Here is a 21,140-nt window from a genome sequence, read left to right as displayed (position 1 = left end):
GCAGCACGCTGCTCGATCTCCTCGGGTGCTTCCCGCTCATCTTCGAGCACGAAGAACCGACCACCGGTGAAGTGCGTGGTCGGCTTCCACCCCGGACTGCGCCCCGCCTTCCGAGCGGCACGTCCGATGGTGGCGGCAGCCCGGCGGGCTGGGCGGGACGGCTGGCGGGCGTCCTCGGCGCCGTACTGCTGGCAGCCTCGGTGGTGCTGTCGCGAGGCCGTCCTTCGCAGCGCTGAGGCTGCGCGCTTCCAGAGCAGTCAGGCTCCAGGGTTTCGGCCGCTGGCACTGCAGGGCGGAGACCGCCGCCTTCGCAGCGTCCTCGACCAGGGAAACCCCTTTCCACATCGACGCATTGCCGTCGGACAGGACCGCGATCAGGTAGTGGCGGCCATCCGCCGTCACTCGTCCGATGCTGTTGATGTCCCACAGGCCGGTCGTGATACGCGGCAGCCAGCCGTTCTTGAGCGCCCACCCGGAATCGGCCGCCGCCGAGACACCCCAGATCTGGTCCTGCGCAATCCGCCCCATCAGCTTCTGGATGTACGCGCGCGACGCCTGGTTCAACCCGCCGGAGGAAACGGGCACCGGCGCCGACCCCGTCTGCGTTGTCCCGAACACGGCACGCAGCAGCGTGAGTTGGTCCTGCGCCGTCGTTTGGGTCAGCCCCCAGCGGTTGCCGTGGCCACCCTCCGTCGAAACCAGCCCCAGCCGCTTGTTCGCGGCGTTCAGGCCGTCGGCTCTCCCGATCGCCCGCCACAGAACGCCTGCCGAGCCGTTGTCGCTGCTCTGGATCATCGCCTTGGCGTGCCAACGCTCCTCCCTGGTCAGTTGCCGCTTTTCGTCCTGTGCCTGGAGTAGGAGCGCCGCAAGGATATTCACCTTGATGATGCTCGCGGCGTCGTACGTAGAACGGTCGTTGTACTTGGCGTATGCGGCGTCACGGGCCTCACGGTGCCCGCCGTTCAGGCCGATCGCCGCCACGGACAGCCGTGCGCCCCCGTCCGGAATAACAGATGTGAGCGCTTCGGCCAGCTTCTTGCCGGGGTCTGCGGTCGATGCCCCGCTGGGGGGCTTCAAGGGAGTCGTGGGCACGCGGTCCCTCTGCAGCGCCATCGGGGCGAGGGCCGGCTCCACCGTGTCCACCGTCTCGCGGGTACCGGCGGCAGACCCTGCGAGCGCCCCCAGGGCGGCAGCGGCGAGGCAGACGCTCACTATGTGGCGATGGCGGTTCGTTCGAGCGGAGCTTCGTCTTCGTGGCACGGCAACCAAGCCTCCGGAATCCCGGTAGTGACGATGATGAGATGATCACGAGATTATGGCGGCTATGCGGTCTTATGTCGTAAATGAGTGTCTCGACGGGAGCCTTGTCGTTCGGTCCGGGTACGGGAGCGTGGCGTACGGCGGCATGCTGGGCCGAATGCCAGGACTCGGCGGACCAGCGGCCGGGCAGTGCGCAGGCCCGCTACCCCTCGGCCCCGCTCCTTCTCCCACCCCCCATTTGCCGGTCGGTCCAAGAGTTCGTTTACGAGCCATTGACAGGAGCTCTGGCCATGGGCACTCTCATGTGCACGCGATTGGCTAAACGATTAGCCAATCCGGAATCCACTACTTTGGGCAGGGGCAATGGCGCGCCGGATCGGGATCAAGGACGTGGCCGCGGCGGCAGGTGTGTCGACCGCGACCGTGTCGCACATCCTGAACGGCGTCGAGGGCAAGCGGGCCAGCGCTCAGACCCGGCAGCGCGTCCTGCAGGTCGCCGAGGAGCTCGGGTACGCGCCGAACGGCCTCGCCCGCGGGCTGAGGCTGAAGCGCTCGCAGACCATCGGCTTTGTCAGCGACGAGATCGCCACCACCCCCCATGCCGGCCGGATGATCCTGGGCGCCCAGGAGGCCGCCGCGGCCGAGGGCCTGGTGCTGCTGCTGGTCAACACCAGCGGCGATGCCGAACTGGAGCGCACGAGCATCGAGATGCTGCTCCAGCGGCAGGTGGACGGCGTGCTCTACGCCGCGATGTACCACCAGAAAGTGCGAGTGCCGGAGAGCCTGGGCTCGACCCCCACCGTGCTGCTGGACGGCCGTTCCGAGGACCCCGCCGTCCCCTTCGTGGTGCCCGACGAGGTCCAGGGCGGCTATACGGCGGTGCGGGAGCTGATCGACCACGGGCACCGCAGGATCGGCGTGACCGTGCAGACCGTCGACGTTCCCGCCAAGCAGGGCCGCCTGGAGGGCTACCGCAAGGCGCTGGCCGAGGTCGGTGTTCCGTACGACCCGTCTCTGGTCGCCGCCGAGACGGCAGTGCCCTTCGGTACGACCGCCGGTGATGTGGGGGCGGGCTACCGGGCCGCCCGGCGCCTGCTGACGGCGAGGCAGCGCCCAACGGCTCTGTTCTGCTTCAACGACCGTATGGCCGCCGGTGCTTACCGGGCTGCCGCCGAGCTGGGGCTGTCCATCCCCGGAGATCTGTCGGTCATCGGGTTCGACAATCAGGAGCTGGTCTGCGAAGCGGTCCATCCTGCGCTGAGCACCGTTCAGCTCCCGCACTACGAGATGGGGGCACGGGCCGTGGCCCAGTTGCTCGCGCTCACCAAGACTCCGGGCCGGCCACCGGGCCCGGACATTCAGGAGATGCTGCTTTGCCCGCTGGTGGCGCGGGCATCGGTCGCTTCGCCGCCCCGACTCTGACCCCGGGACGGCGAAGCAATTCGCACCATGACAGGCGACCGTCGCAACCGGTCGTCACCCCTGTCAGTACTTGGAACACGGTGAGGGTACACATATGTCCCCTGAGTCTTTCAATGAGCCGATGAGCCGCCGCAATTTGCTTCCGACCTCTCAGGCACGAGCGTTCTGAGCCTCGCGCTCCTCGCCGACCAGCCGTCGAAGCTTCAGCAAGTCTCTCCCGTAACTCGCCGCCGGCATCGCGCCGGACGGACCTGGCTCCCGTCGCCATGCCATCGGGGATCTGCCGCGAGTGCTGGCTGGGCCACCTGCTTCGAGTTCTACCAGGGGCTCGTGACCGGCGCTGTCCGGTGACCGTCCCCGCCTGCTCTCCGCCCATACCGAAAGGCACGTGTGTGTCCACCGCGCCCTGTGATCCGCTCCGGCCCGTCACGCATCTGCGCCCGCCCCGAAACTGGATCAACGACCCCAACGGACTGGCCTTCCACGACGGCCACTACCACGTCTTCCACCAGTACAACCCGCACGGCGCGACCCACGCGAACATGCACTGGGGCCACTTCCGCAGCCCCGACCTGCTGACCTGGGAGCCGCTGCCGATCGCGCTGTCCCCGACCCCGGGTGGCGTGGACGCCGACGGCTGCTTCTCCGGCAACGCCGTCTCCGAAGGCGACCGGCTGGTCGCCTTCTACTCCGCGCACCGCGAGGACCGCTCGCCCCAGCATCAGCCGGTCACCTGTGCCACCTCCCTCGATGGAGGCCGAACCTTCACCTCGCGCGGGGAACTGCTCATCCCCGAGCTGCCCGAGGGCTGCACCATGTACCGCGACCCGTACGTCTGGCAGGACGGCGACGACTGGCGGATGCTGGTGGGAGCCGCCCTCGCGGACGGCCGTGGCGCGGCCCTGCTGTACGAGTCGCCTGACCTGGAAACCTGGACCTATCGGGGCCCCTTCGATGCTCGCGAGCAGCAGCCGGTCGGCGGCACCGACCTGCACACCGGTGAGGGCTGGGAGTGTCCCCAGTACCTCCCGGCGCAGTCCGGACGGCCCGGCGCCCTCATCTTCAGCGCATGGAACGACCACGACGGAGCCCGCTGCGTCACCGCCCTGATCGGCGAGGAACGCGGCGACGTCTTCGAGGCCGGCTCACCCGTCTTCGTCGACCATGGCCCGGAATGCTACGCCCCCGCGCTGTTGCGCGCACCGGGCGGCCGGTGGCTGCTGTGGGGCTGGTCCGGGGAAGCCCGAGAGGAATCCTGGGCGGTCGCGGACGGCTGGGCCGGCGTGCTGACCCTTCCCCGCGAGATCTCGGTCGACGGCGCCGGCACGCTGCGGCAGCAGCCCGCCGCCGAACTGCTCGCCCTGCGCGGCGAACACACCGTGCACGCCGCAGGCGCGATGTACGGCCCGCAGCCGGTGGACCTCGGCAGCGTGGGCCGCGCCTTCGACCTGACGGCCCGTCTGGAGCCGACGGGAGCGGCGGGCCTACGGCTGCTCACCACCCCGGACGGCTCCGAGTACCTGGACATCCGCCTCGACCCCACCACCGGCGAACTGGTCGTCGACCGCGACCACGCCTCGCTGGACGCCCGCGCCCACGGCGGCTCCTACCGGATGCCCTGCCCAGCCGACCGGCCCGTCGACCTGCGCGTGGTCGTCGACCACTCCATCGCCGAAGTCTTCCTGACCTCCACCGGCCAGGTGCTCACCCTGCGCTTCTACCCGACAGGGGACGGACCGTGGCGACTGCAGGCCCACACGGCGCCGGACACGCGCCTGGGCTACGCGGTCGACGCCTGGGAGCTGCTGCCCCTGGTGATCAAGGAGCCGAGCGCCGGAACCGAACTGCCGCAAGGCCGGCCCACATAACCAAGCCGTCGTTCTCGGCGCCGTACGGCCCGTGGCGATCCCGAATCCCCCAATGCACCTCCACACCACCCACCTTCACCCGCACCACACACCGGAGGCACCCACCATGAACGTCGGCAGCAGGAGATCACGCCGGACAGCCTGTGCGGCCCTGGCCCTCGTCCTTCCCCTGGCCGCGCTGGCCGCCTGTGGCGGAGGCGGCACCACCGACACCTCCGCCGAGGAGGGCAGCGGGACGGGCACCATCACCGTCTGGGCCCACCAGGGTCAGGCCCCCGAGGCCACCGCCGTGCAGAACGCGGTGAAGTCCTTCAACTCCTCGCAGGACAAGATCGAGGTCAAGCTGACGCTGATACCCGACAACGACTACACCAAGACCATCACCACCACCGACGCCTCCAAGCTGCCGGACGTGATGGAGTTCGACGGCCCGACCATGGCGAACTTCGCCTACAACAAGAAGCTCGCGCCGATCGACGACTACGTCTCCGTCAAGACCCTGGCCAACGCCACGGACGCCATCAAGGCGCAAGGCGAGATCGACGGCAAGCACTACGGACTGGGCATGTTCGACTCCGGGCTCGGCATCTACGGCAACAAGAAGCTGCTGGAGGAGTCCGGGATCACATACCCGACCGGTGTGAACGACGTCTGGACCGCGGACGAGTTCACCGCCGCCGTGAAGAAGCTGGCCGCCGACGACTCCGACGGCAAGAGCCTGGACCTGCAGGAGAGTGGCGGCTTCGCCAACGAGTGGGGCACCTACGGCTTCGCCCCGATCGCCTGGTCGGCCGGCGGCTCGCTGCTGAAGAACGGCAAGGCCGAAGGCGCTCTGGACACCCCGGCCGTGGCCTCGGCGCTGAAGACTTTCCAGTCCTGGAAGAAGTACGTCGACCCCAACCCCGACGCCAACGCCTTCGCCAAGGGCCGCGTCGCCCTCAGCTGGGTCGGCCACTGGATGTACCCCGCCTACAGCAAGGCCCTCGGTGACGACCTCGTCGTGCTGCCGCTGCCCGACTTCGGCAACGGCCCCAAGACCGGCCAGGGCTCCTGGCAGTGGGGCATCGGCGCCAACACCAAGAACGGCAAGGCGGCCGGCGCCTTCCTCGGCACCCTCCTGAACGACACCAACGTCACCGCGATGACCACGGCCAACGGTGCTCCTCCCGGCACCAAGTCCGTGCTCGCCAAGAGTGAGTTGTACAAGCAGGGCGGCCCGCTCCAGCTCTTCGCCGACCAGCTCGCCAACCCCTGCGGCGACAGCCAGGTCGACAAGTCCTGCGTGGCCGTGACCCGCCCGGTCACCGCCGGATACCCCACGGTCACCGCCAAGTTCAGCCAGGCGGTGAGCGACATCTACGGCGGCGCCGACCCGAAGAGCGCCCTGGAGAAGGCCGCCCGCGCCATCGACCAGGACTACTCGGACAACGACGGTTACCAGCTGCCGTAGCCGGCATCCAGCAGCCGGGAGGGGCGGGCGCACCCTGACAGCGCCCTTCCCTCCCGGCCGGGAAGAGGACCCCTACCGTGACCACCGTGAACCCCGCACCTGCCACGCCCGCCGGCAGGAAACCCACCCCACCACCGACATCCGCCAAGCCCCCACGGTCCGGGCGCAGGAACCGCGACTGGATACACGGGCTGCTGATGTCCGCGCCCGCCCTCGGCGGCCTCATCGCCTTCGTCGGCGTCCCGTTCGTCTACGCGGTCGTACTCTCCTTCTACAACGTGCGCCTCGGCTCGCCGCTCCCGCCCCGCTTCTTCGGCATCGAGCAGTACCGGCGGATCTTCACCGACCCCGACATGTCCGGCCCGTTCCTGCGGGCCCTGCTGAACAACCTCACCTTCGCCGTGGTCGTGGTCCCCCTGCAGACCGGCCTGGCACTGGCCCTGGCGATCCTGCTCAACCGCAAGCTCAAGGCCATCGGCCTGTTCAGGTCCCTGTTCTTCCTGCCGGTCGTCTTCCCGATGGCCCTGGTCGCCGTCATCTGGCGGCTCATCCTCGCCCGCAGCGGCGACGGCCTGCTCAACTCCGCACTGGACGCGGTGAGTTTCGGTAACTGGGGCGCCTTCGACTGGCTCGGTGACGCCGCCACCGCCATGGCCTCGATCATCGTGCTGTCCGTCTGGCAGGGCGTCGGCTTCCAGATGGTCATCCTCCTCGCCGGCCTCCAGCAGATCCCCACCGAGCTCTACGAGGCCGCCCAGCTCGACCGCGCCTCCCGCCGGCAGCAGTTCCGCCACGTCACCCTGCCCGGCATCCGCGGCACGCTCGTCTTCGTCGCCCTGCTGACCTCGGTGTTCTCCTTCCGCGTCTTCGACCAGGTCTACGTCCTCGTCAAGGGCGGCGGACTCGACGAGGACGCCACCCGCACCGTGATGTACCAGGCCGTCACCACCGCCTTCGATCAGAACAACATCGGCCAGGCCTCCGCGATCACCGTCGTCTTCTTCCTGATCGTCGTCGCCCTGACCCTCATCCAGCGCCGCGCCGTCCGCCCCGGCAACGAGGACTGACCATGACCCGCACATCCCTGCGCCGCTGCCTCGACTACGCCGTCCTGAGCGTCCTGGCCTTCATCTTCGTCCTGCCCGTCCTCTACCTGATCCTCGGCAGCTTCAAGCCCTCCGACGAAGTGCTGAACGGCCTGAACGGCTTCCTGCCCACCCACCTGTCCTTCGACAACTACACAGCCGTCCTGGACAACTTCAACTCCGACGCCACCGGCTACTTCTGGCGCTTCATGGGCATCTCACTGCTTGTGTCCAGCGTCGTGGTCCTCGGCGGACTGATCGTCAACTCCATGGCCGCCTACGGGCTTTCCCGGCTGCGCTGGAAAGGCCAGGGCGCCGTATTCACCCTCGTACTGCTGCTGATGCTCGTCCCGTTCGAGGCAGTGGCCGTCCCGCTGTTCTACATGCTCAACGACCAGCGCAACACCGTCTACATCCAGGCCGTCCCCTTCATCGCCAGCGCCTTCTCCATCTACCAGTTCGCCACCTTCTTCCGCGCGATCCCGCCCAGCATCGAGGAAGCCGCCCGCATCGACGGCGCCGGCCCCTGGCGCACGTTCTTCGCGATCATCGTCCCGATGTCGAAGCCGGTGTTCGCGTCGGTGGCGATCCTGACCTTCCTCGGCCAGTGGGGCTCCTTCCTCTGGCCGGTCCTGATGGTCTCCGACCCCGCGGTACGCCCCCTGCCCCTGGAAATGAGCGTCTTCCAGGGGCAGCAGCCCGTGGACTGGGGCCAGGTCCTCGCCTTCGGTGTCCTGCTGGTCCTGCCTGTGCTGATCGTCTTCGCGTTCTTCCAGCGGTGGTTCGTGCAGGGCGTGGCCAGCTCCGCGGTCAAGGGCTGAGCCGGACGCGCGCAGCGCTTCGCGGGGCGGTCGGTTGCTCTCGTACGGTCGCGCCCAGGAAGGGTTCGCACCTACGACCGACGTACAGCCCCACCTATGCCGCTGCGCGCTCCTGAGCTGGGCTTTCTGACCGGGCGAGTGGGCGGAGTGAGGTGCGGGAGGCGTCTCGTCAGACCTTCTCGACTCGCACGGAGTGTCCCGCGAGGAGTTGGTTCATGTCGTCGGTGTCGGAGGTGAAGACGGTTGCCTGAGCGCCCTGCGCGGCTTCCCGCCCGGCCACAGCCGCCAGAATGGCGTCGATGGCGTACTTGTGCCCATGCAGGCCGGCTGCCTTCAGCATGTCGCGCGCCATGGCGATCACTCGGTCGTCCGTGTGCACGACGCGGATCCGGGACAGCGTCCAGCTCCACAGTGCCTGCCTCGACGTTTCGCGAGGGTCCCATGCCTCCAAGGTGGTAAGCGCCGAGGTGACGATCGGGATGTCGAGCCGCGGAGCCGTCTTGATCAGCGCAGCCATCTCCCGGTCGCCCTGAACCGCCTTGGAGAGAGCCTCCGAGTCGAACACGAAGACGCGCTGTCGCGGCCGGTGCAGCTTCGCTCGGGCGGTGCGGCTCACGCGGCCTCGTTCGAATGCGATCGCTGCTCGTCATGCCAGCCGTCAATGGCGGCGATGCGGTCCAGCGCTGCTTGCTGCTCGTCGTCCGTCACGGCTCCGTGGTCTTCTTCGAGACGTTCGGCCAACTCGCGCAATCGGTCCATGGCGTCCTGATGAGCAGCGGCGGCCGCGATGTAGCCGGATACCCCGCGCGCGTCGACGCGCTCCTTGATCGATTCCACCAGCTCTTCCGGCACGGTGATGGTGATCTTCCGGGTTGCCATACTTCAAGTATGCCATGCTCCGTGTGTTGCGGCCTGCTCTTCTCGGAGCAGCCGCCTCCGCAGCGTGGGAGTGCGCGAGATGCCGTCGTTCGCCCGCACTGGTGTCAGGCGTGGATGCCAAAGGCCCGAGACCGTGGGCGGATTCCAGGGGCCTTCGGCTGCTCGGGCCGTCCTCTCGACGGACATCGTGCATGCCGGGTGCCACGGTGCGAGGAGATCTACAGCTCCGCATCGGGTTGAGTCCTTGTAAGGGTCCGCCAGGCCGCTCGGACCGGAATCGCCCGCCCGGCTCAGTCGAGCAGCGACTCCCCGAGCCGCGATCCGTTCGCGAGGCCGTAGTCGTCGGAGCCGAAGGCCTTGGAACCGGAGCCGGTAAGGCCGGACGAGGTGCCCAGCAGGGTCCACAGGGCGCCGTTGCGAGCGTTCTCGAAGGGAGCGGTGACGGCCAGATCCGCCTTGCCGTTGTGGTTGTAGTCGGCGAGCCTGACCCGGCCGCCGAAGAGGTCGTCGGTCTCGGGGACGCCCGGCACCCCGGCGGTGTCCTGGGAGACGCGCACGACCCCGGACATCGACACTCCGGAGGCGGAGCCGCGGAACACCGTCACATCGCCGGCGTTCTCGATGCTGCCGAGGGCCTCGCCATTGGCGCCGACCACCAGTTCGGCACGCCCGTCGCCGGTGATGTCGCCGATCGACAGTGAGCAGCCGAAGCCGTCGGAGTCCTCGTTTGCGCCGGGCACGCCCGTGCTGTTCTGGTGGATGACCACCGGATCGCCCACGCCTGCCTCACTGCCGTACCGGACGGTGACATAGCCGGCGCCGCCACTCGGATCGGCGGCGGAGTAGTACTCGGGCCAGGTCAGCGAGGCGGCCATGTCGTCGTAACCGTCCCCGTTGATGTCGCCGAGGGCGATTGCCGTGCCACCGCCGGTCACCCGCGCACCCGACTGCGGCCTGCCTGCCGCGCCGTAGAAGACGTCGATGGCCGGCCGGTCGTTCCCGTAGTCCCGTCCGGTCACCGCCAGGTCGTCCTTGCCGTCCCCGTCGATGTCGCCTACGGCTGCTTCGCTGTTGCCGAGCTGCCCCCCAGGCCCGGTCAGGCTGGTGTACGTCGGTTCCGGCTGGCTCCCGCGGGTGAAACCTCCCGCATACACGGCGACAGAATCCGTGTTGATCACGGCGAGGTCCGCGCCGCTGTCCCCCGTGAAATCCCCCACCGCGACATCCCAGCCGTGGCCCTGCCACTCGTGCGGGCTGTCCACCACGGTCGTGGTGCTGCTGGTGAACGGCTTGGCGCCGCCCCAGAGGATGGTCACGCTGCCCTGGCCGCCGTTGCTGCCCACATCCTCGCCGTCGGCGCCCACGACCAGGTCCGCGTATCCGTCCGCGTCCAGGTCTCCGCTGGCGATCGAGATGCCGAAGTGGTCGCCTTCCTCTGGCGTCCCCGGAACCCCGGAGGAACTCTGAGTGAGCCCGACCCGCTGGGTGGTCAGACCGGTGGCGGAGCCGAGAGCCACGACCACGCCGCCCGCGGCCGAGGCGCCGTTGATGGTCTTGTACGGCGCGCCCATCGCGAGGTCTCGGTGTCCGTCGCCATTGAAGTCGTCGGCGTACTCGGCAGGGGCAGCGACTGCCGGTGCCGCGGTGACGGCGGTGAGCAGGCCACCGGTCAGCGCGGCTGCGGTCGCGGTGGCGATGACGGTGCGGAGCTGCAGAGACATGGCGGTGTTACTCCTTGGAACCGGTCCGGACGGTTCCGTAGACGACCCAGGGGGTTGAAGGGTTGTACGAGGCAGGCGTGACGTTCACTGTCGCTCTGCTCATGAGCGGAGCCGGATGCCAGTGGCAGCTGGGGCGTGGGTGGAGCCTTCCCCTTACTGGGTGGCACGTGCACTGTCGTCCTGCAAGCATCTGCGGATGCTCACACTCGCTGATGATCTTGGACACCTTTCCTACGTCGTCACCGGCGACGGACCACCAGTCGTACTCGTGCACGCCGGCGTCGCCGACCACCGTATGTGGGACGCGGTCGTGCCCGACCTGACAGAACGGCACACCGTCATTCGGTACGACTTGCGCGGCTTCGGCCAATCCGCACCACCGACCGGCCCGTTCAGCGAGACCGACGATCTGCGCCGCCTCCTGGACCACCTCGGCTACGACCGTGTCCGGCTCGTCGGCGCGTCCTGGGGCGGCCGTGTAGCCGTGGACTTCAGTCTCACGCACCCGGGCCGGGTGCACTCCCTTGCGCTGTTCGCCCCGCCATGGCCGGGATACCACTGGTCTGCGGAAATGGTCGCGTACGACGAGGCGGAAACGGCGGCCCTGGCATCAGGCGACCTGAACGCCGCCGTCCGTATAAACCTGGACATGTGGTTGCGCGGGCCTGCTCGAAGGTGGGAGGACGTCGCCGCCGGACTGACCGACCAACTCCGCGGCCCGCTCCGAACGTCGCTGGTTAACCAGGGCATCGTCGCGGAGTCTTCCCAGGGCGCCGCGACGTGCGACGTCTCCGTCATCTCCGTACCCACACTGGTCGGAATCGGCAAGCTCGACGTCGCCGACTTCCAGGACATCGCCCGGCGCTACGCCTCCGAGATCCCCGATGCCACACTGGTCGAGTTTGCCACCGCTGCTCACCTCATCGCACTGGACGCGCCCACCGAACTCACTGCGCTACTCGGCCCGTTTCTCGCCCGCTAGTGCTGTGACCTTGATGGTCGGAGGCCGTTCCCGTATCCGCTGCCCGCGGCCAACCGCTGCTCCCCGCGGCAACCGCTGCTCCCGGTGGGCAAAGCCGTGCTCGACCGGCGCCCGTACCGCGGAAAGGCCCGGCTGGCCAGTTTTTTGCGGTCCTATCTCCTGGGCCCCACAGCGCAGTTGACACACAATGCCCGCATGAGTCACACGCCTCACACACCCACAACTGCCCGGTCTCCCCCTACGCTCCTCCCGCACGCCGCGCGCAGGACCCGGCCATCCGGCACGGGGCACCGCGCGGCCAGAGTCCACGGGGGACCTCTCGCGATGAGAAGTGCATTACTGCGCCTTGTCACCGTTCTCGCTCTCGGCCTCGGCCTGCTGGCCGTCCCGTTCGGCCCGGGTGCCGCGGAAGAAGCCCAGGCTGCGACGAGCAACGGGAAGATCTACAACAAGGACGGCGACGTCGTCATGGCGGCCTCCTTCAACTCCGGGCTGCACTACTACCACGAGCACGAGAACGCCAGCCCTGACAAGCCCAACTTCTTCCAGGTGATGGACAAGTGCGACGACGGCGAGAGTCCCGTCGTCACCTGGACGATCGAAGGCCGGGCCGTCGACGGCTGGAGCGCGGACGACTGCACCAGCAGCTCTCTTCTCCCCTTCAAGCTGTACGCGGTCGAGACCGGCTACGAAGAGCCGGTCATGGCTTCCATGCAGTGGCACCTCGCTGCCAAGGACGCCGACGGCAACCAGCTGGGCAGCACCGACGTGAAGCACGACTGGGCCGGCTCCTACACCGACGACGGCAGCGACCTGTACACGCACGCCAGCCTCTACCGCGACGAGTACGACACCGGCGGGGACACCCTGGTCGTGACGATCCTCCCCACGGACAAGGCGAAGGGCCTCGACGTCGCCGCCATCGTCGACGCCTACACCGCACAGATCTGGGATCACGTGACGACGCGCCTTCCCCGCCCGGGATCCGTCACCGACGACCAGGCGGAGTCGCTCTACAAGCAGCTGTGGTGCCACGTGAGGTTCAACGCCTACGGCATCCGCGGCGGCCACACCTGGGACCTGGAGGCGGAGCGTCCGAACATCGACTGGGAGCTGGTGACCGAGGACATCGCCATCCACGGCTGCAACTGGGGCACGACGGAAGACCAAGGCTGGTTCAGCCGCCCGCCCACCGACGGCGGCGACCCCGAGAACCTCGCCCCCATGGTCGACGCCGGCCCCGACGTGAGTGTCGACGAGGGCTCCGCGGTCACCCTCAGGGGCACGGCCGCCGACGACGGTGGCACCCCTGCCACGGAGTGGACGTACACCCCGGGCGATGACGTCGACGAGGGCGCGACCTGCACCTTCGCCGAGCCCACCGCCCCGCGAACCACCCTCACCTGCACCGACGATGGCACGTACACGGTCAAGCTGACCGCTGACGACGGCGTCAACCAGCCCGTCAGCGACCGCGCCACCGTCACCGTCCGCAACGTCGCCCCGACGCTGGACGTGACCGCGCCCAAGGACTGGGACGTCCACCGCGTCGAGACCGAGGTCCCCGTATCGGCCTCCTTCACCGACCCCGGCAGCAACGACACCCACACCTGCAAGGTCACCTGGGACGACGGCAGCACCTCCGACTTCCCCGCGAAGGGCGGCCGTTGCGACACCAGCCACGTCTACGACCACGCGGGCATGGACACAGTCGCCGTCGAGGTCACCGACGACGACGGCGGCACGGACGACGCGGAGCGCATGGTCGTCGTCTACGACCCGCGCGCCGGCCTCGCCTCCGGCGCCGGAACCCTGGACGACGGCCTGGGCTTCACCGCCCTGGCCAAGTACCCGACGGCGGGCTCCACTGTGCCTGCCGGGGCGGTCAAGCTCTCCGTGCCCACCGCAACCGGTGGGCACACGATCCTCTCCACCGACCTCGACTGGCTGGTGATCACACCGGACGCCAAGGCTGCCGTCAAGGGCCGCTCCGCGACCCAAGGCTTCCTCGGCTACCTGGAGTCTGGCCGCTTCCGCGGCGTGACCTGGCCGCTCACCCAGGGCAACACCCCGCCCGCCGCCCCCACGTACGACAGCACTCCGGGCGCAAGCTGGGACCTGGACGAGGCGCAGCCGAAACCCCTCCGTACCGGCCTCACCGTGATCGACACAGGCTGGCTCCCGGGCCTGCCACAGCTCCCGGCCCCGCTCGGCGACACGGTCGGTAACCTCCTCGACACCCTGCCGGCCCTCCGCCTGGACCTGCACGGGGACTCGGCGGCCTGACCGCGCACCGCACGACCAGGAGCATGTCTCGGTAACCGGCCGGCGGCTGATCGCCGAGGAGTTGGTCAAGCAGCTGCGGGAGGTCCAGGCCGAGTGGGAGGAGCTGGTGATCGCCGAGCGGGTCCTGAACCGGCTGGCTGAGCAGGACCGGGGCCGCGGAGGAGGCCGCCGCGGCCGTTGCCCCGGCTCCCGCCCAAAGTGGCGGGGCGGGCGGCGCTCCTCACCTCTTCTCCGCTCACATCGATGCCGTGCTGCGCGCACAGCTCCACGCGCAGGGACTCCCAGTCCTGCGACAGGTCCCCGCCGTGCTCGGCGATCTCCCGCAACGAGACAGCCGGCGCCACCTCGCCCGCCTGCTCCGTCTCGCTTCACAGCACCGCACGCGGCAGGCGGCGGTGCTGCTTACGCTCGTGAGGCAGTGACGACCCAGTGGTCCGCGGCCGGTCCGGTGGTCACCCATCCTTGTCACAGGCGTGTCACGCGCCGCATTCGGCAGGCCGGGCTTGGGCAGGTGGTACTCCGTGATCGCCTGTGCCTGCGCCGACGTACCCGGTATCGCCCGGTCTACCGTGGCTTTCGGGGTCGTGATGCCGGTCGTGCTCCTGCTGCTCACCGGAGCCATTCTTGGCGCCATTGCCGTGGTGGCCTGGGCCGGGCAGCGCCTATTGCGTCCCCGCGCTCACGGCACGGCATACGAGCACGACGCGGGCCGGGGCGACAAGGTCAGCCACCCTGTACGCACGGAGCCCGGATACGGCGGCCTGGACGCGTTCACGTGGACCGAGGAACGACCGGGGGAACGGCGCTGACACCCCGGCCTGGCGGCTACAGCGGTCTGATGCTGCATGGGAGGCCAGGGTAGTCGTCGCCGCGTCGTCCGGGCCGACGACCGTGACCGTTACAGCGAACGACAGCCAGCTGCGAGAGCGTGGCCGCGCATGTGACCGGCCCACCGGGCGGGCTGCCAGGGCCACATCGTGATCCGGGCGATACCCAGCCGGGCTGGTACCGCAGGCCCGCCGGTGTGACGGTAGCCAGACTGCGCCTTCTACCGACATCGAGGCCCGCCATGTCCGGTCTGCCGTTCGTCGCCCCCTGGCTGGTGCTGCTCTCCGTGCTCTGGGCGCTGCTGCCACTCCTTTATCCCCGGCAGCGGCGGGCAGGTACCGTCATCGCCGTCTCGCATCTCACCGTGACGTTGGCGATCACCCAGCCCTGGACCGAGAACTGGTACTGGGACGACGGGTGGACGCTGATTCTCGTCTTCGGTCAGGGCACCCTCATTGCGCTGGGACGGCTGGTCTTCGAACTCAGCCCGCTCGGCGCCCGCCGCCACCGCGTGGCGCCCCGGTCCCCGGCTGCTCCCCGGCGGTGACCCACTCCGATCCATGAGCCCGGGCCACACGTGCTCCCACAGCGGGCATGTCCTGCAGCAGGCAGGAACTCAAAAGGCCCCTCGGAGACCAACCCATGACGCGGGCATCCACTATCAGGCCAACGGTCGACGCCCCCCTATCGACCAGGTGTCGGCGCTCTCTCCCAGCTGTCGCCGATCTTCACGGAGGGCCTTCGTGGCGCCAGCGCAGCCTCTGACCTGGCGCTTCTTTGTGCCCCTGGCAGGGCAGCAGACCGGGAATGGGCGTGCTGCGGCCGGGAGGGAGTGTCTTGTTCTTTCAGACAGTCCCTCGCAGAGTTCATGGGGACGCGGTGGATCTGGTGCGCTCCTCGAAGGACCGCTCCCTCGCTGGCATCGCCCGGAGTCTGGGTATCCATCAGGACGTTGAGGCGGAGAGCGAGGACCGCCCGGACGAGCTCGGTGATGCGGCTCGGGCTGCAACGGAGCTTGCGCAGGAGCCGCCAAGCCTTGAGGGTGGCCATGGCCTGGTCTGCCGCGGCGCGAACGTTGGTGTGAGAGACATCGACCGACTTCTGGTTTGCGGAGAGTTGGTGCCAGCGGTCGGCCGGGGTAGACCTGATCTGTCGGCACCCTGCTCTCGGTAACCCGCACGACTCGCAGCCGATGATGCGCGAATCGCCCACCGCCGCCACATTGTGCTCAGCATCGCCCAGGAAGCAGCTCGCCAGCCGCGGTAGCTGGTCACTGAATCGGGCATAGGCTCGTAAAACCGAATCGCGTCGTCGACGTAGAGTTATCCAAAGGCACCCATCGTGCCGTTCCCATCGGGTTCCCATCTGGGATAAAAACGACCCTCCGTGGCACTCACGGAGGGTCGATATGTTCCCATTACCTGGTACTTTCTGGTGCCCCCGGCAGGATTCGAACCTGCGACACCCGCTTTAGGAGTTCGGTCGGTGTTGGTGCTGGCCGTTGTTGTCCACCGTCATGACGACCGGGCAGAGCTGCTCGTGTTCGCCCGCGTCCGACATCGTTGATGTCAGTGATAGATGTCAGGGACGCCACATCGTTGCCCATCCGTGCCGGGTAGCGTCCGCCTGGTGAATCTTTGCCTCATCAACGATGTGCCCGACGGGCTGACTCGAAGGGCCCGGTCCTTCGTCAGCGCGCACGGCATCAAGGTCGACACCCAGCCAGTCGAGCAGCATAGGCAGTGGTGGCTCGAGCAAGGGATCCCGGCAGGGGTGATCGACCATATGGCCGCGTATCAGGAGCGATGGGGTGGTCTGCTCTTGCCACCGTCATCGCAGTACGACGGAGGCCCCAAGTACCTCGATCCTGACTCGCCGGAAGGCTCATCCTCTGAGGGATGGTGGTTCGAAGCAGGGCTGCAACGCACAGCGGTCCCCTACTCATTCATGATCGGACCAGCAGGTGAGTTCGGCATCCATGCACATAAATGGACACCGCTGCATACGACCGTCGAGGGATGGGTGGAAGCGCTCGCGCTGACCCACCATGCGTCCATGTGGGCGAAGCAGATCACCAAGGTCACAGGCGATGACGTCGATGGCATCCAGCTGGACGCCTTCGAGTCGGTACGAGAGGTGATGGGACTGGCAGACACCTGGTGGCGAGGCTCTGACTCGCTGGTGGCGATCTATTCAGGAGAGGCCGAATGTCTCTCCTTTCCCAAGGGCCGCACTGCATTGATCTACTCCGGCCTTGATGAGTGGGGACTGCGTGGAGGCGTCGAGAACGGGGCGGTCTGACAGCCACCAGCGATCTTGAAAACCGTCGTGGCGCAAGCCACCGTGGGTTCAAACCCCACACCCACCGCCGGGCGAAACGGCCCCTCACCAGGTATTTCGGTCAAGGGCCGTTCTGCTTTCCACTCCCCGCTGGTGACCGCCGTGCCCCGTGGTTCCCCGCCAGATCGGGCACGGGAGGGGCACGACCACCTTCTGATCCGTAGCTCTATGCGGATCGGTCGGTGGTGGTCATACCGGTCGTGGCACGGCTCTTCGAGGGCATACCGGGCGGGCCGGGTTGCTGTGGTTGCTGTACTCCGCTGCTGTACCCGCTACATCGTGACCAGGTTGGGGCAGGCATCTGGACGCCCGTACGCCAGGATGCGCGGCAGTACTTCACGCATGCGCGCCACGTCCGCTGCTGGCGCATGGAGCAAAGCCTCGATGACGGGATCGGTCAAGCCAAGATCGTCCAGCGACGCTGGATTCAAGGTCACCCGCAGCACATCACCGTCGAGTCTCACTTCACGTACACAGCCGTAGGCGGTGCCCTGGTCGGGCGTGACAAGGCAATGCGTGTCCATGCCCAGGGACACTTCCTGTTCATCGGGCTCGTCGAAGTCGCACATGAACAACAGGGAGAACCCCTCCCCGTCGTTCGACTCGGCCACGCCCGCCATCAGGCAGTCGTCTTCGTTCGGATCGTCGAGCCCGCAGGCAACCCGCGCCGTAAACCTGTATGTCATGCACGTGTTCTAGCAGTAGGGGCTGACAGTCACGGTAGCGTCCGACGAGAGGTCGGCGTAGCGGCTTTGGGCGGGAGCTGCCATGGGGCGAGTGATCATGGCCCCGTAAGCTTCCGGCGAGTCGGGCAGTCTGTGGACCTGCCCGTTAAAGCACGACGTTGGGGCCGTGATCTTCGAGGCTCGCCCCATGGTGGCTGCCTAAAGCCGTGGAGCCGACCGCCCCAGCCACAGAGGGTGTCTCCCTATTCATGCCCGCAGCTCGCAGCGCGCCGCCGGGCGCGGCCAGCCGGGGCGGAGACAGGAGGCAGGCCGCGCCGCAGAGGCGGCGCGCGCCCGCGCCGTGCGCGGGCCTTGATGAACTAGGGAAAGTTCTATCCCGCTGGGATGAGGCGCTTGCCGTCGTGGCTCCGCACGTGAGGGCCGTTGCCGTCCAAGGCATCCAAGAGCCTGATCGCGAAGACCTCGGCCATGCGCTCCGCGACCTCCTCGGGCGTGAGCCAGGAGACTGCCGTCGACTCACTCGACGTGCGCTCGGTGCCGCCGGAAGGCTTGCAGCGGAAGACCAGGGCCACGATGCCGCGGGTCGTGTTCTTGTAGACGCCGGTGAGTTCGTCCACCTCGACGTGGATGCCCGTCTCCTCCAGGACTTCGCGGGCTACGCCCGTCTCGGGGGCCTCGTCGAGTTCGAGTACGCCGCCGGGGAGCTCCCAAGTGCCGTTGTCCGCCCGGCGGATCGCCAGGAGGCGGCCGTCTTCGCGCACCACTACTCCGGCCACAGATACGGAGTGCAGCGGCGGCGACGTTGCTTCCTGTGATTGACTCATGTACAGGAGCATAGGAGGAAGAGAAGGACTATGGGAACTGCGGTAGGAGGAGAGAGGTCCGTACCCCGGTACGTACAGATCGCCGACGAGATCGTGCAGCAGATCCGGGTGGGGATCCTCAAGCCTGGTGACATGGTGCCGAGTGAGTCGGATCTCGTCGAGCGCTACGGCGTCTCGGGCGGCACGATCCGCAAGGCCATGGTGGAGGTGCGCGCGAGCGGGCTCGTCGAGACTCGGCACGGCAAGGGCTCGATCGTGAAGGATCGGCCGCCGGTACGGCACCGCTCCTCCGATCGCTTCCGGCGCTCGCTCCGGCAGGGCGGCAAGGCCGCATACCTCGCCGAGTCAGAACAGTCCGGCGCCACGGCCAAGGTGAGCGTCCTCTACATCGGCCCGATGGAGGCCCCCGAGGATGCGGCCCAACGGTTGGGCGTCTCCGCCGGCACTCAGGTCCTCGCCCGGCGACGGCTCTACTTCCGCAACGGCACCCCGGTCGAGACGGCAACGTCGTACCTCCCGTGGGACGTCGTCAAGGAGATCCCCGAGTTGTTCGCCGAGAACCCCGGCGGCGGTGGCATCTACGCCCGACTCGAAGACCATGGGCACGAGTTCGCCGAGTTCGTCGAGACGCTGCAAGCGCGCCCGGCCTCCAAGGCGGAGGCGTCCGAGCTGGCGCTCAGCCCCGGTGCGCCGGTAGTTCATCTGATCCGTGAGGCCCGTACGACCGAGGGTCTTGTAGTTGAGGTCTGCGACACGCTCATGGCCGCTGACCAGTTCGTTTTCGAGTATAGGATCCCCGCCGCCGACTGACGCGCACTCAACTCCCCGCAGCCCGTCGCGAGTTCTTCTTCGCGGCGGGTTGACTCATGTATAGGAGTCAGGCACTCTTCTTCATATCACTCATATACATGAGTGACGGAGTCCCGCCCTCTATAGAGGAGTGATCTGCTGTGCGTCAGATTCCCGTCGACACCTCCAACGCGACCGTGATGGTTGCCAAGGCCCCGCAGCCCAAGGTCAAGGACCGCCGGACGGGCGAGATCGCCACCGACAAGGACGGCGTCACCCTGATGACCGTGGAGGTCATGTTCTCCACGCCCGACGAGGTCGAGATCCTCAAGCTCACCGTCCCGCAGCCCGGCGTCTCCGAGGACCTGACCATGGGCACCCCGGTCGCGCTGACTGGCCTGGTCGCCTCGGCATGGGAGAACGAGTTCAACGGCCAGAAGCGGCACGGCATCGCCTTCCGCGCGGTCGCCGTCACCTCGCTCGCCGCCGCTGCCTCGAAGCCCAAGGCGGCCTGACCATGACCTGGTTCACGGTCGCTCTGGTGCTGGTCGTCGCTGCCGCAGTGATCCTGCGGTGGCGGCGCCCCGCCTGGTACTGGATGACCTTCGGCGTCACCTTCGCTGCTCTGCGGGTCCTGGTCCGATACGCCTCCGTCATGGACGCCTGCGGCCTGACCATCCCGCCCTCCCGCTGGCGCCTCACTCTCGCCCGGATGGCCAACCGCCCGGCACCTGAGTCCCGTCCGCCGCGCATCCTGCGGATACGCCCGACCCGTACCGGCCTGGTCCTGCGGCTCAAGCTCCGCCCCGGACAGGACGCCTTCGACGTCTCGGCCGCCACCGACCGGCTGCGCCACTCCTTCGGGATGTACGGCGTGACCTCCCGCGAACTGCGGTCCGGTGTCGTCGAGTTGCGGATGACCGGCTACGACGTGCTCAAGCGGGTGCAGATGCCCGCCAAGACCGACCGGGCGCCGATGCGCATCCCGGTCGCGCTGCGGGAGGACGGCGCGATCCACTACCGCGACTACCGCACTGTCCCGCACGGGCTCACCCTCGGCGCCACCGAGTCCGGCAAGTCCGTCTATCAGCGCAACCTGGTCGCCGGGCTCGCGGCGCAGGATGTCGCCCTGGTCGGCATCGACTGCAAGCAGGGCGTTGAACTCTTCCCGCTGGCCCGTCGCTTCTCCGCGCTCGCCGACAACCCCGACACCGCTGTCGACCTGCTCGAAGCACTGGTGACGCACATGGAGGACGTCTACCAGCTCATCCGCGCCCAGCAGCGCATCAGCGTCAACGTCCCGGACGCGGAGATTGCCGCCGACATCTGGGACCTGCCCGAGGATCTGCGCCCGGTGCCGGTGGTGGTCCTGGTCGACGAGGTCGCCGAACTCGCCCTGTTCGCTACCAAGGACGAGGAGAAGCGGCGGGACCGCATCATCACCGCCCTGGTCCGCCTGGCCCAGCTCGGCCGCGCCTCCGGGATCTACCTGGAGATCTGCGGGCAGCGCTTCGGCTCCGAACTCGGCAAGGGCATCACCATGCTCCGCGCCCAGCTCACCGGCTGCACCGCCCACCGCGTCAACGACGAATCCTCCGCCAACATGGCCTTCGGCGACATCGCCCCCGACGCCGTACTCGCCGCGATCCAGATCCCCACCGAGACCCCCGGCGTCGCCGTCACAGGGGACGCCTCCGGCGGCTGGGCCCGCATCCGCGCCCCGCACACCTCGCTGCGCGAAGCCGTCAACATCTGCAACAAGCACGCCGAGCGCACCCCGGACCTGCCCGCCCTTGAGGCCTTCCGCCCTGCGTTTGCCCCGCTGCCCTCGGCCCGGGTGCCGCTGTCCAAGACAGCCCCCGCCACCGCCTAACCGTCATCCGCTCCACCGGTCGGCGC

At 68.2% G+C, this 21,140-nt stretch carries 19 protein-coding genes and 1 pseudogene; 13 read left to right on the top strand and 7 right to left on the bottom strand.

Annotated features, from left to right (window positions below; all coding sequences use genetic code 11):
- Positions 1 to 36 precede the first annotated feature (36 nt).
- Complete coding sequence (locus ACSMXV_RS19435; protein ID WP_473178827.1) at positions 37 to 1,143, bottom strand: serine hydrolase; 1,107 nt, start codon at positions 1,141 to 1,143, stop codon at positions 37 to 39.
- A gap of 480 nt (positions 1,144 to 1,623) precedes the next feature.
- Here ACSMXV_RS19435 and ACSMXV_RS19430 point away from each other — a divergent pair, with 480 nt between their 5' ends.
- The 5 genes from ACSMXV_RS19430 to ACSMXV_RS19410 all read left to right on the top strand — a co-directional run bounded on the left by ACSMXV_RS19430 (position 1,624) and on the right by ACSMXV_RS19410 (position 7,906).
- Positions 1,624 to 2,682 carry a LacI family DNA-binding transcriptional regulator gene (locus tag ACSMXV_RS19430; protein ID WP_473178826.1) on the top strand — a complete coding sequence of 353 codons (1,059 nt, stop codon included), beginning with the start codon at positions 1,624 to 1,626 and terminating at the stop codon, positions 2,680 to 2,682.
- 392 nt (positions 2,683 to 3,074) lie between these two features.
- Positions 3,075 to 4,550 (top strand): glycoside hydrolase family 32 protein, encoded by a 1,476-nt coding sequence (locus tag ACSMXV_RS19425; RefSeq protein WP_473178825.1) that lies wholly within the window; start codon positions 3,075 to 3,077, stop codon positions 4,548 to 4,550.
- Between the two features lie 106 nt (positions 4,551 to 4,656).
- Positions 4,657 to 6,000 carry an ABC transporter substrate-binding protein gene (locus ACSMXV_RS19420; RefSeq protein ID WP_473178824.1) on the top strand — a complete coding sequence of 448 codons (1,344 nt, stop codon included), beginning with the start codon at positions 4,657 to 4,659 and terminating at the stop codon, positions 5,998 to 6,000.
- A gap of 86 nt (positions 6,001 to 6,086) precedes the next feature.
- Complete coding sequence (locus ACSMXV_RS19415) at positions 6,087 to 7,067, top strand: carbohydrate ABC transporter permease (protein ID WP_473178823.1); 981 nt, start codon at positions 6,087 to 6,089, stop codon at positions 7,065 to 7,067.
- 2 nt (positions 7,068 to 7,069) lie between these two features.
- Positions 7,070 to 7,906: a carbohydrate ABC transporter permease gene (locus tag ACSMXV_RS19410; protein WP_473178822.1), complete on the top strand. Its 837-nt coding sequence runs from the start codon at positions 7,070 to 7,072 to the stop codon at positions 7,904 to 7,906.
- Positions 7,907 to 8,075: 169 nt separating this feature from the next.
- Here ACSMXV_RS19410 and ACSMXV_RS19405 read toward each other — a convergent pair whose 3' ends face one another.
- The 3 genes from ACSMXV_RS19405 to ACSMXV_RS19395 all read right to left on the bottom strand — a co-directional run bounded on the left by ACSMXV_RS19405 (position 8,076) and on the right by ACSMXV_RS19395 (position 10,506).
- Positions 8,076 to 8,522 (bottom strand): hypothetical protein, encoded by a 447-nt coding sequence (locus ACSMXV_RS19405; protein ID WP_473178821.1) that lies wholly within the window; start codon positions 8,520 to 8,522, stop codon positions 8,076 to 8,078.
- The gene (locus tag ACSMXV_RS19400; protein ID WP_473178820.1) at positions 8,519 to 8,785 is read right to left on the bottom strand and encodes a hypothetical protein; all 267 of its coding nucleotides are present in this window, start codon (positions 8,783 to 8,785) and stop codon (positions 8,519 to 8,521) included. Before ACSMXV_RS19400 ends, ACSMXV_RS19405 begins: the two co-directional genes overlap by 4 nt.
- Before the next feature lie 290 nt (positions 8,786 to 9,075).
- Entirely contained in the window at positions 9,076 to 10,506 is a 1,431-nt protein-coding gene (locus tag ACSMXV_RS19395) for an FG-GAP-like repeat-containing protein (protein ID WP_473178819.1), read from the bottom strand.
- A gap of 160 nt (positions 10,507 to 10,666) precedes the next feature.
- Here ACSMXV_RS19395 and ACSMXV_RS19390 point away from each other — a divergent pair, with 160 nt between their 5' ends.
- The 4 genes from ACSMXV_RS19390 to ACSMXV_RS19375 all read left to right on the top strand — a co-directional run bounded on the left by ACSMXV_RS19390 (position 10,667) and on the right by ACSMXV_RS19375 (position 15,149).
- Positions 10,667 to 11,488, top strand: coding sequence for an alpha/beta fold hydrolase (locus tag ACSMXV_RS19390; RefSeq protein WP_473178818.1), 822 nt, complete (start codon positions 10,667 to 10,669; stop codon positions 11,486 to 11,488).
- A gap of 324 nt (positions 11,489 to 11,812) precedes the next feature.
- On the top strand, positions 11,813 to 13,774 hold the full coding sequence (locus ACSMXV_RS19385) for a DUF2599 domain-containing protein (RefSeq protein WP_473178817.1): 1,962 nt from the start codon (positions 11,813 to 11,815) through the stop codon (positions 13,772 to 13,774).
- A gap of 521 nt (positions 13,775 to 14,295) precedes the next feature.
- Positions 14,296 to 14,583 (top strand): hypothetical protein, encoded by a 288-nt coding sequence (locus tag ACSMXV_RS19380; protein WP_473178816.1) that lies wholly within the window; start codon positions 14,296 to 14,298, stop codon positions 14,581 to 14,583.
- 260 nt (positions 14,584 to 14,843) lie between these two features.
- Positions 14,844 to 15,149, top strand: a complete 306-nt coding sequence (locus ACSMXV_RS19375; RefSeq protein ID WP_473178815.1) for a hypothetical protein — start codon at positions 14,844 to 14,846, stop codon at positions 15,147 to 15,149.
- A gap of 407 nt (positions 15,150 to 15,556) precedes the next feature.
- Here the strand turns inward: ACSMXV_RS19375 and ACSMXV_RS19370 are convergent.
- Positions 15,557 to 15,730: pseudogene (locus ACSMXV_RS19370) on the bottom strand (IS5/IS1182 family transposase); the annotation flags it as partial.
- 501 nt (positions 15,731 to 16,231) lie between these two features.
- Between ACSMXV_RS19370 and ACSMXV_RS19365 the strand changes: the two are divergent.
- Positions 16,232 to 16,903 (top strand): hypothetical protein, encoded by a 672-nt coding sequence (locus ACSMXV_RS19365; protein ID WP_473178814.1) that lies wholly within the window; start codon positions 16,232 to 16,234, stop codon positions 16,901 to 16,903.
- A 311-nt stretch (positions 16,904 to 17,214) separates the two neighbouring features.
- Here ACSMXV_RS19365 and ACSMXV_RS19360 read toward each other — a convergent pair whose 3' ends face one another.
- The gene (locus ACSMXV_RS19360; RefSeq protein ID WP_473178813.1) at positions 17,215 to 17,628 is read right to left on the bottom strand and encodes an Imm10 family immunity protein; all 414 of its coding nucleotides are present in this window, start codon (positions 17,626 to 17,628) and stop codon (positions 17,215 to 17,217) included.
- Between the two features lie 371 nt (positions 17,629 to 17,999).
- Positions 18,000 to 18,464, bottom strand: a complete 465-nt coding sequence (locus ACSMXV_RS19355) for an NUDIX hydrolase (RefSeq protein WP_473178812.1) — start codon at positions 18,462 to 18,464, stop codon at positions 18,000 to 18,002.
- A gap of 18 nt (positions 18,465 to 18,482) precedes the next feature.
- Here ACSMXV_RS19355 and ACSMXV_RS19350 point away from each other — a divergent pair, with 18 nt between their 5' ends.
- From ACSMXV_RS19350 to ACSMXV_RS19340, 3 genes are all read left to right on the top strand, one after another.
- Positions 18,483 to 19,262 carry a GntR family transcriptional regulator gene (locus ACSMXV_RS19350; protein ID WP_473178811.1) on the top strand — a complete coding sequence of 260 codons (780 nt, stop codon included), beginning with the start codon at positions 18,483 to 18,485 and terminating at the stop codon, positions 19,260 to 19,262.
- A gap of 140 nt (positions 19,263 to 19,402) precedes the next feature.
- A complete protein-coding gene (locus tag ACSMXV_RS19345) occupies positions 19,403 to 19,756 on the top strand; it encodes an SCO3933 family regulatory protein (RefSeq protein ID WP_405520645.1) in 354 nt (117 codons plus the stop codon).
- A gap of 2 nt (positions 19,757 to 19,758) precedes the next feature.
- Positions 19,759 to 21,114 (top strand): FtsK/SpoIIIE domain-containing protein, encoded by a 1,356-nt coding sequence (locus ACSMXV_RS19340; protein WP_473178810.1) that lies wholly within the window; start codon positions 19,759 to 19,761, stop codon positions 21,112 to 21,114.
- The last annotated feature ends 26 nt before the right edge of the window (positions 21,115 to 21,140 follow it).

The organism is Streptomyces sp. DSM 42067, assembly GCF_055792885.1.
This window is presented reverse-complemented; position numbering and strand designations above follow the sequence as displayed.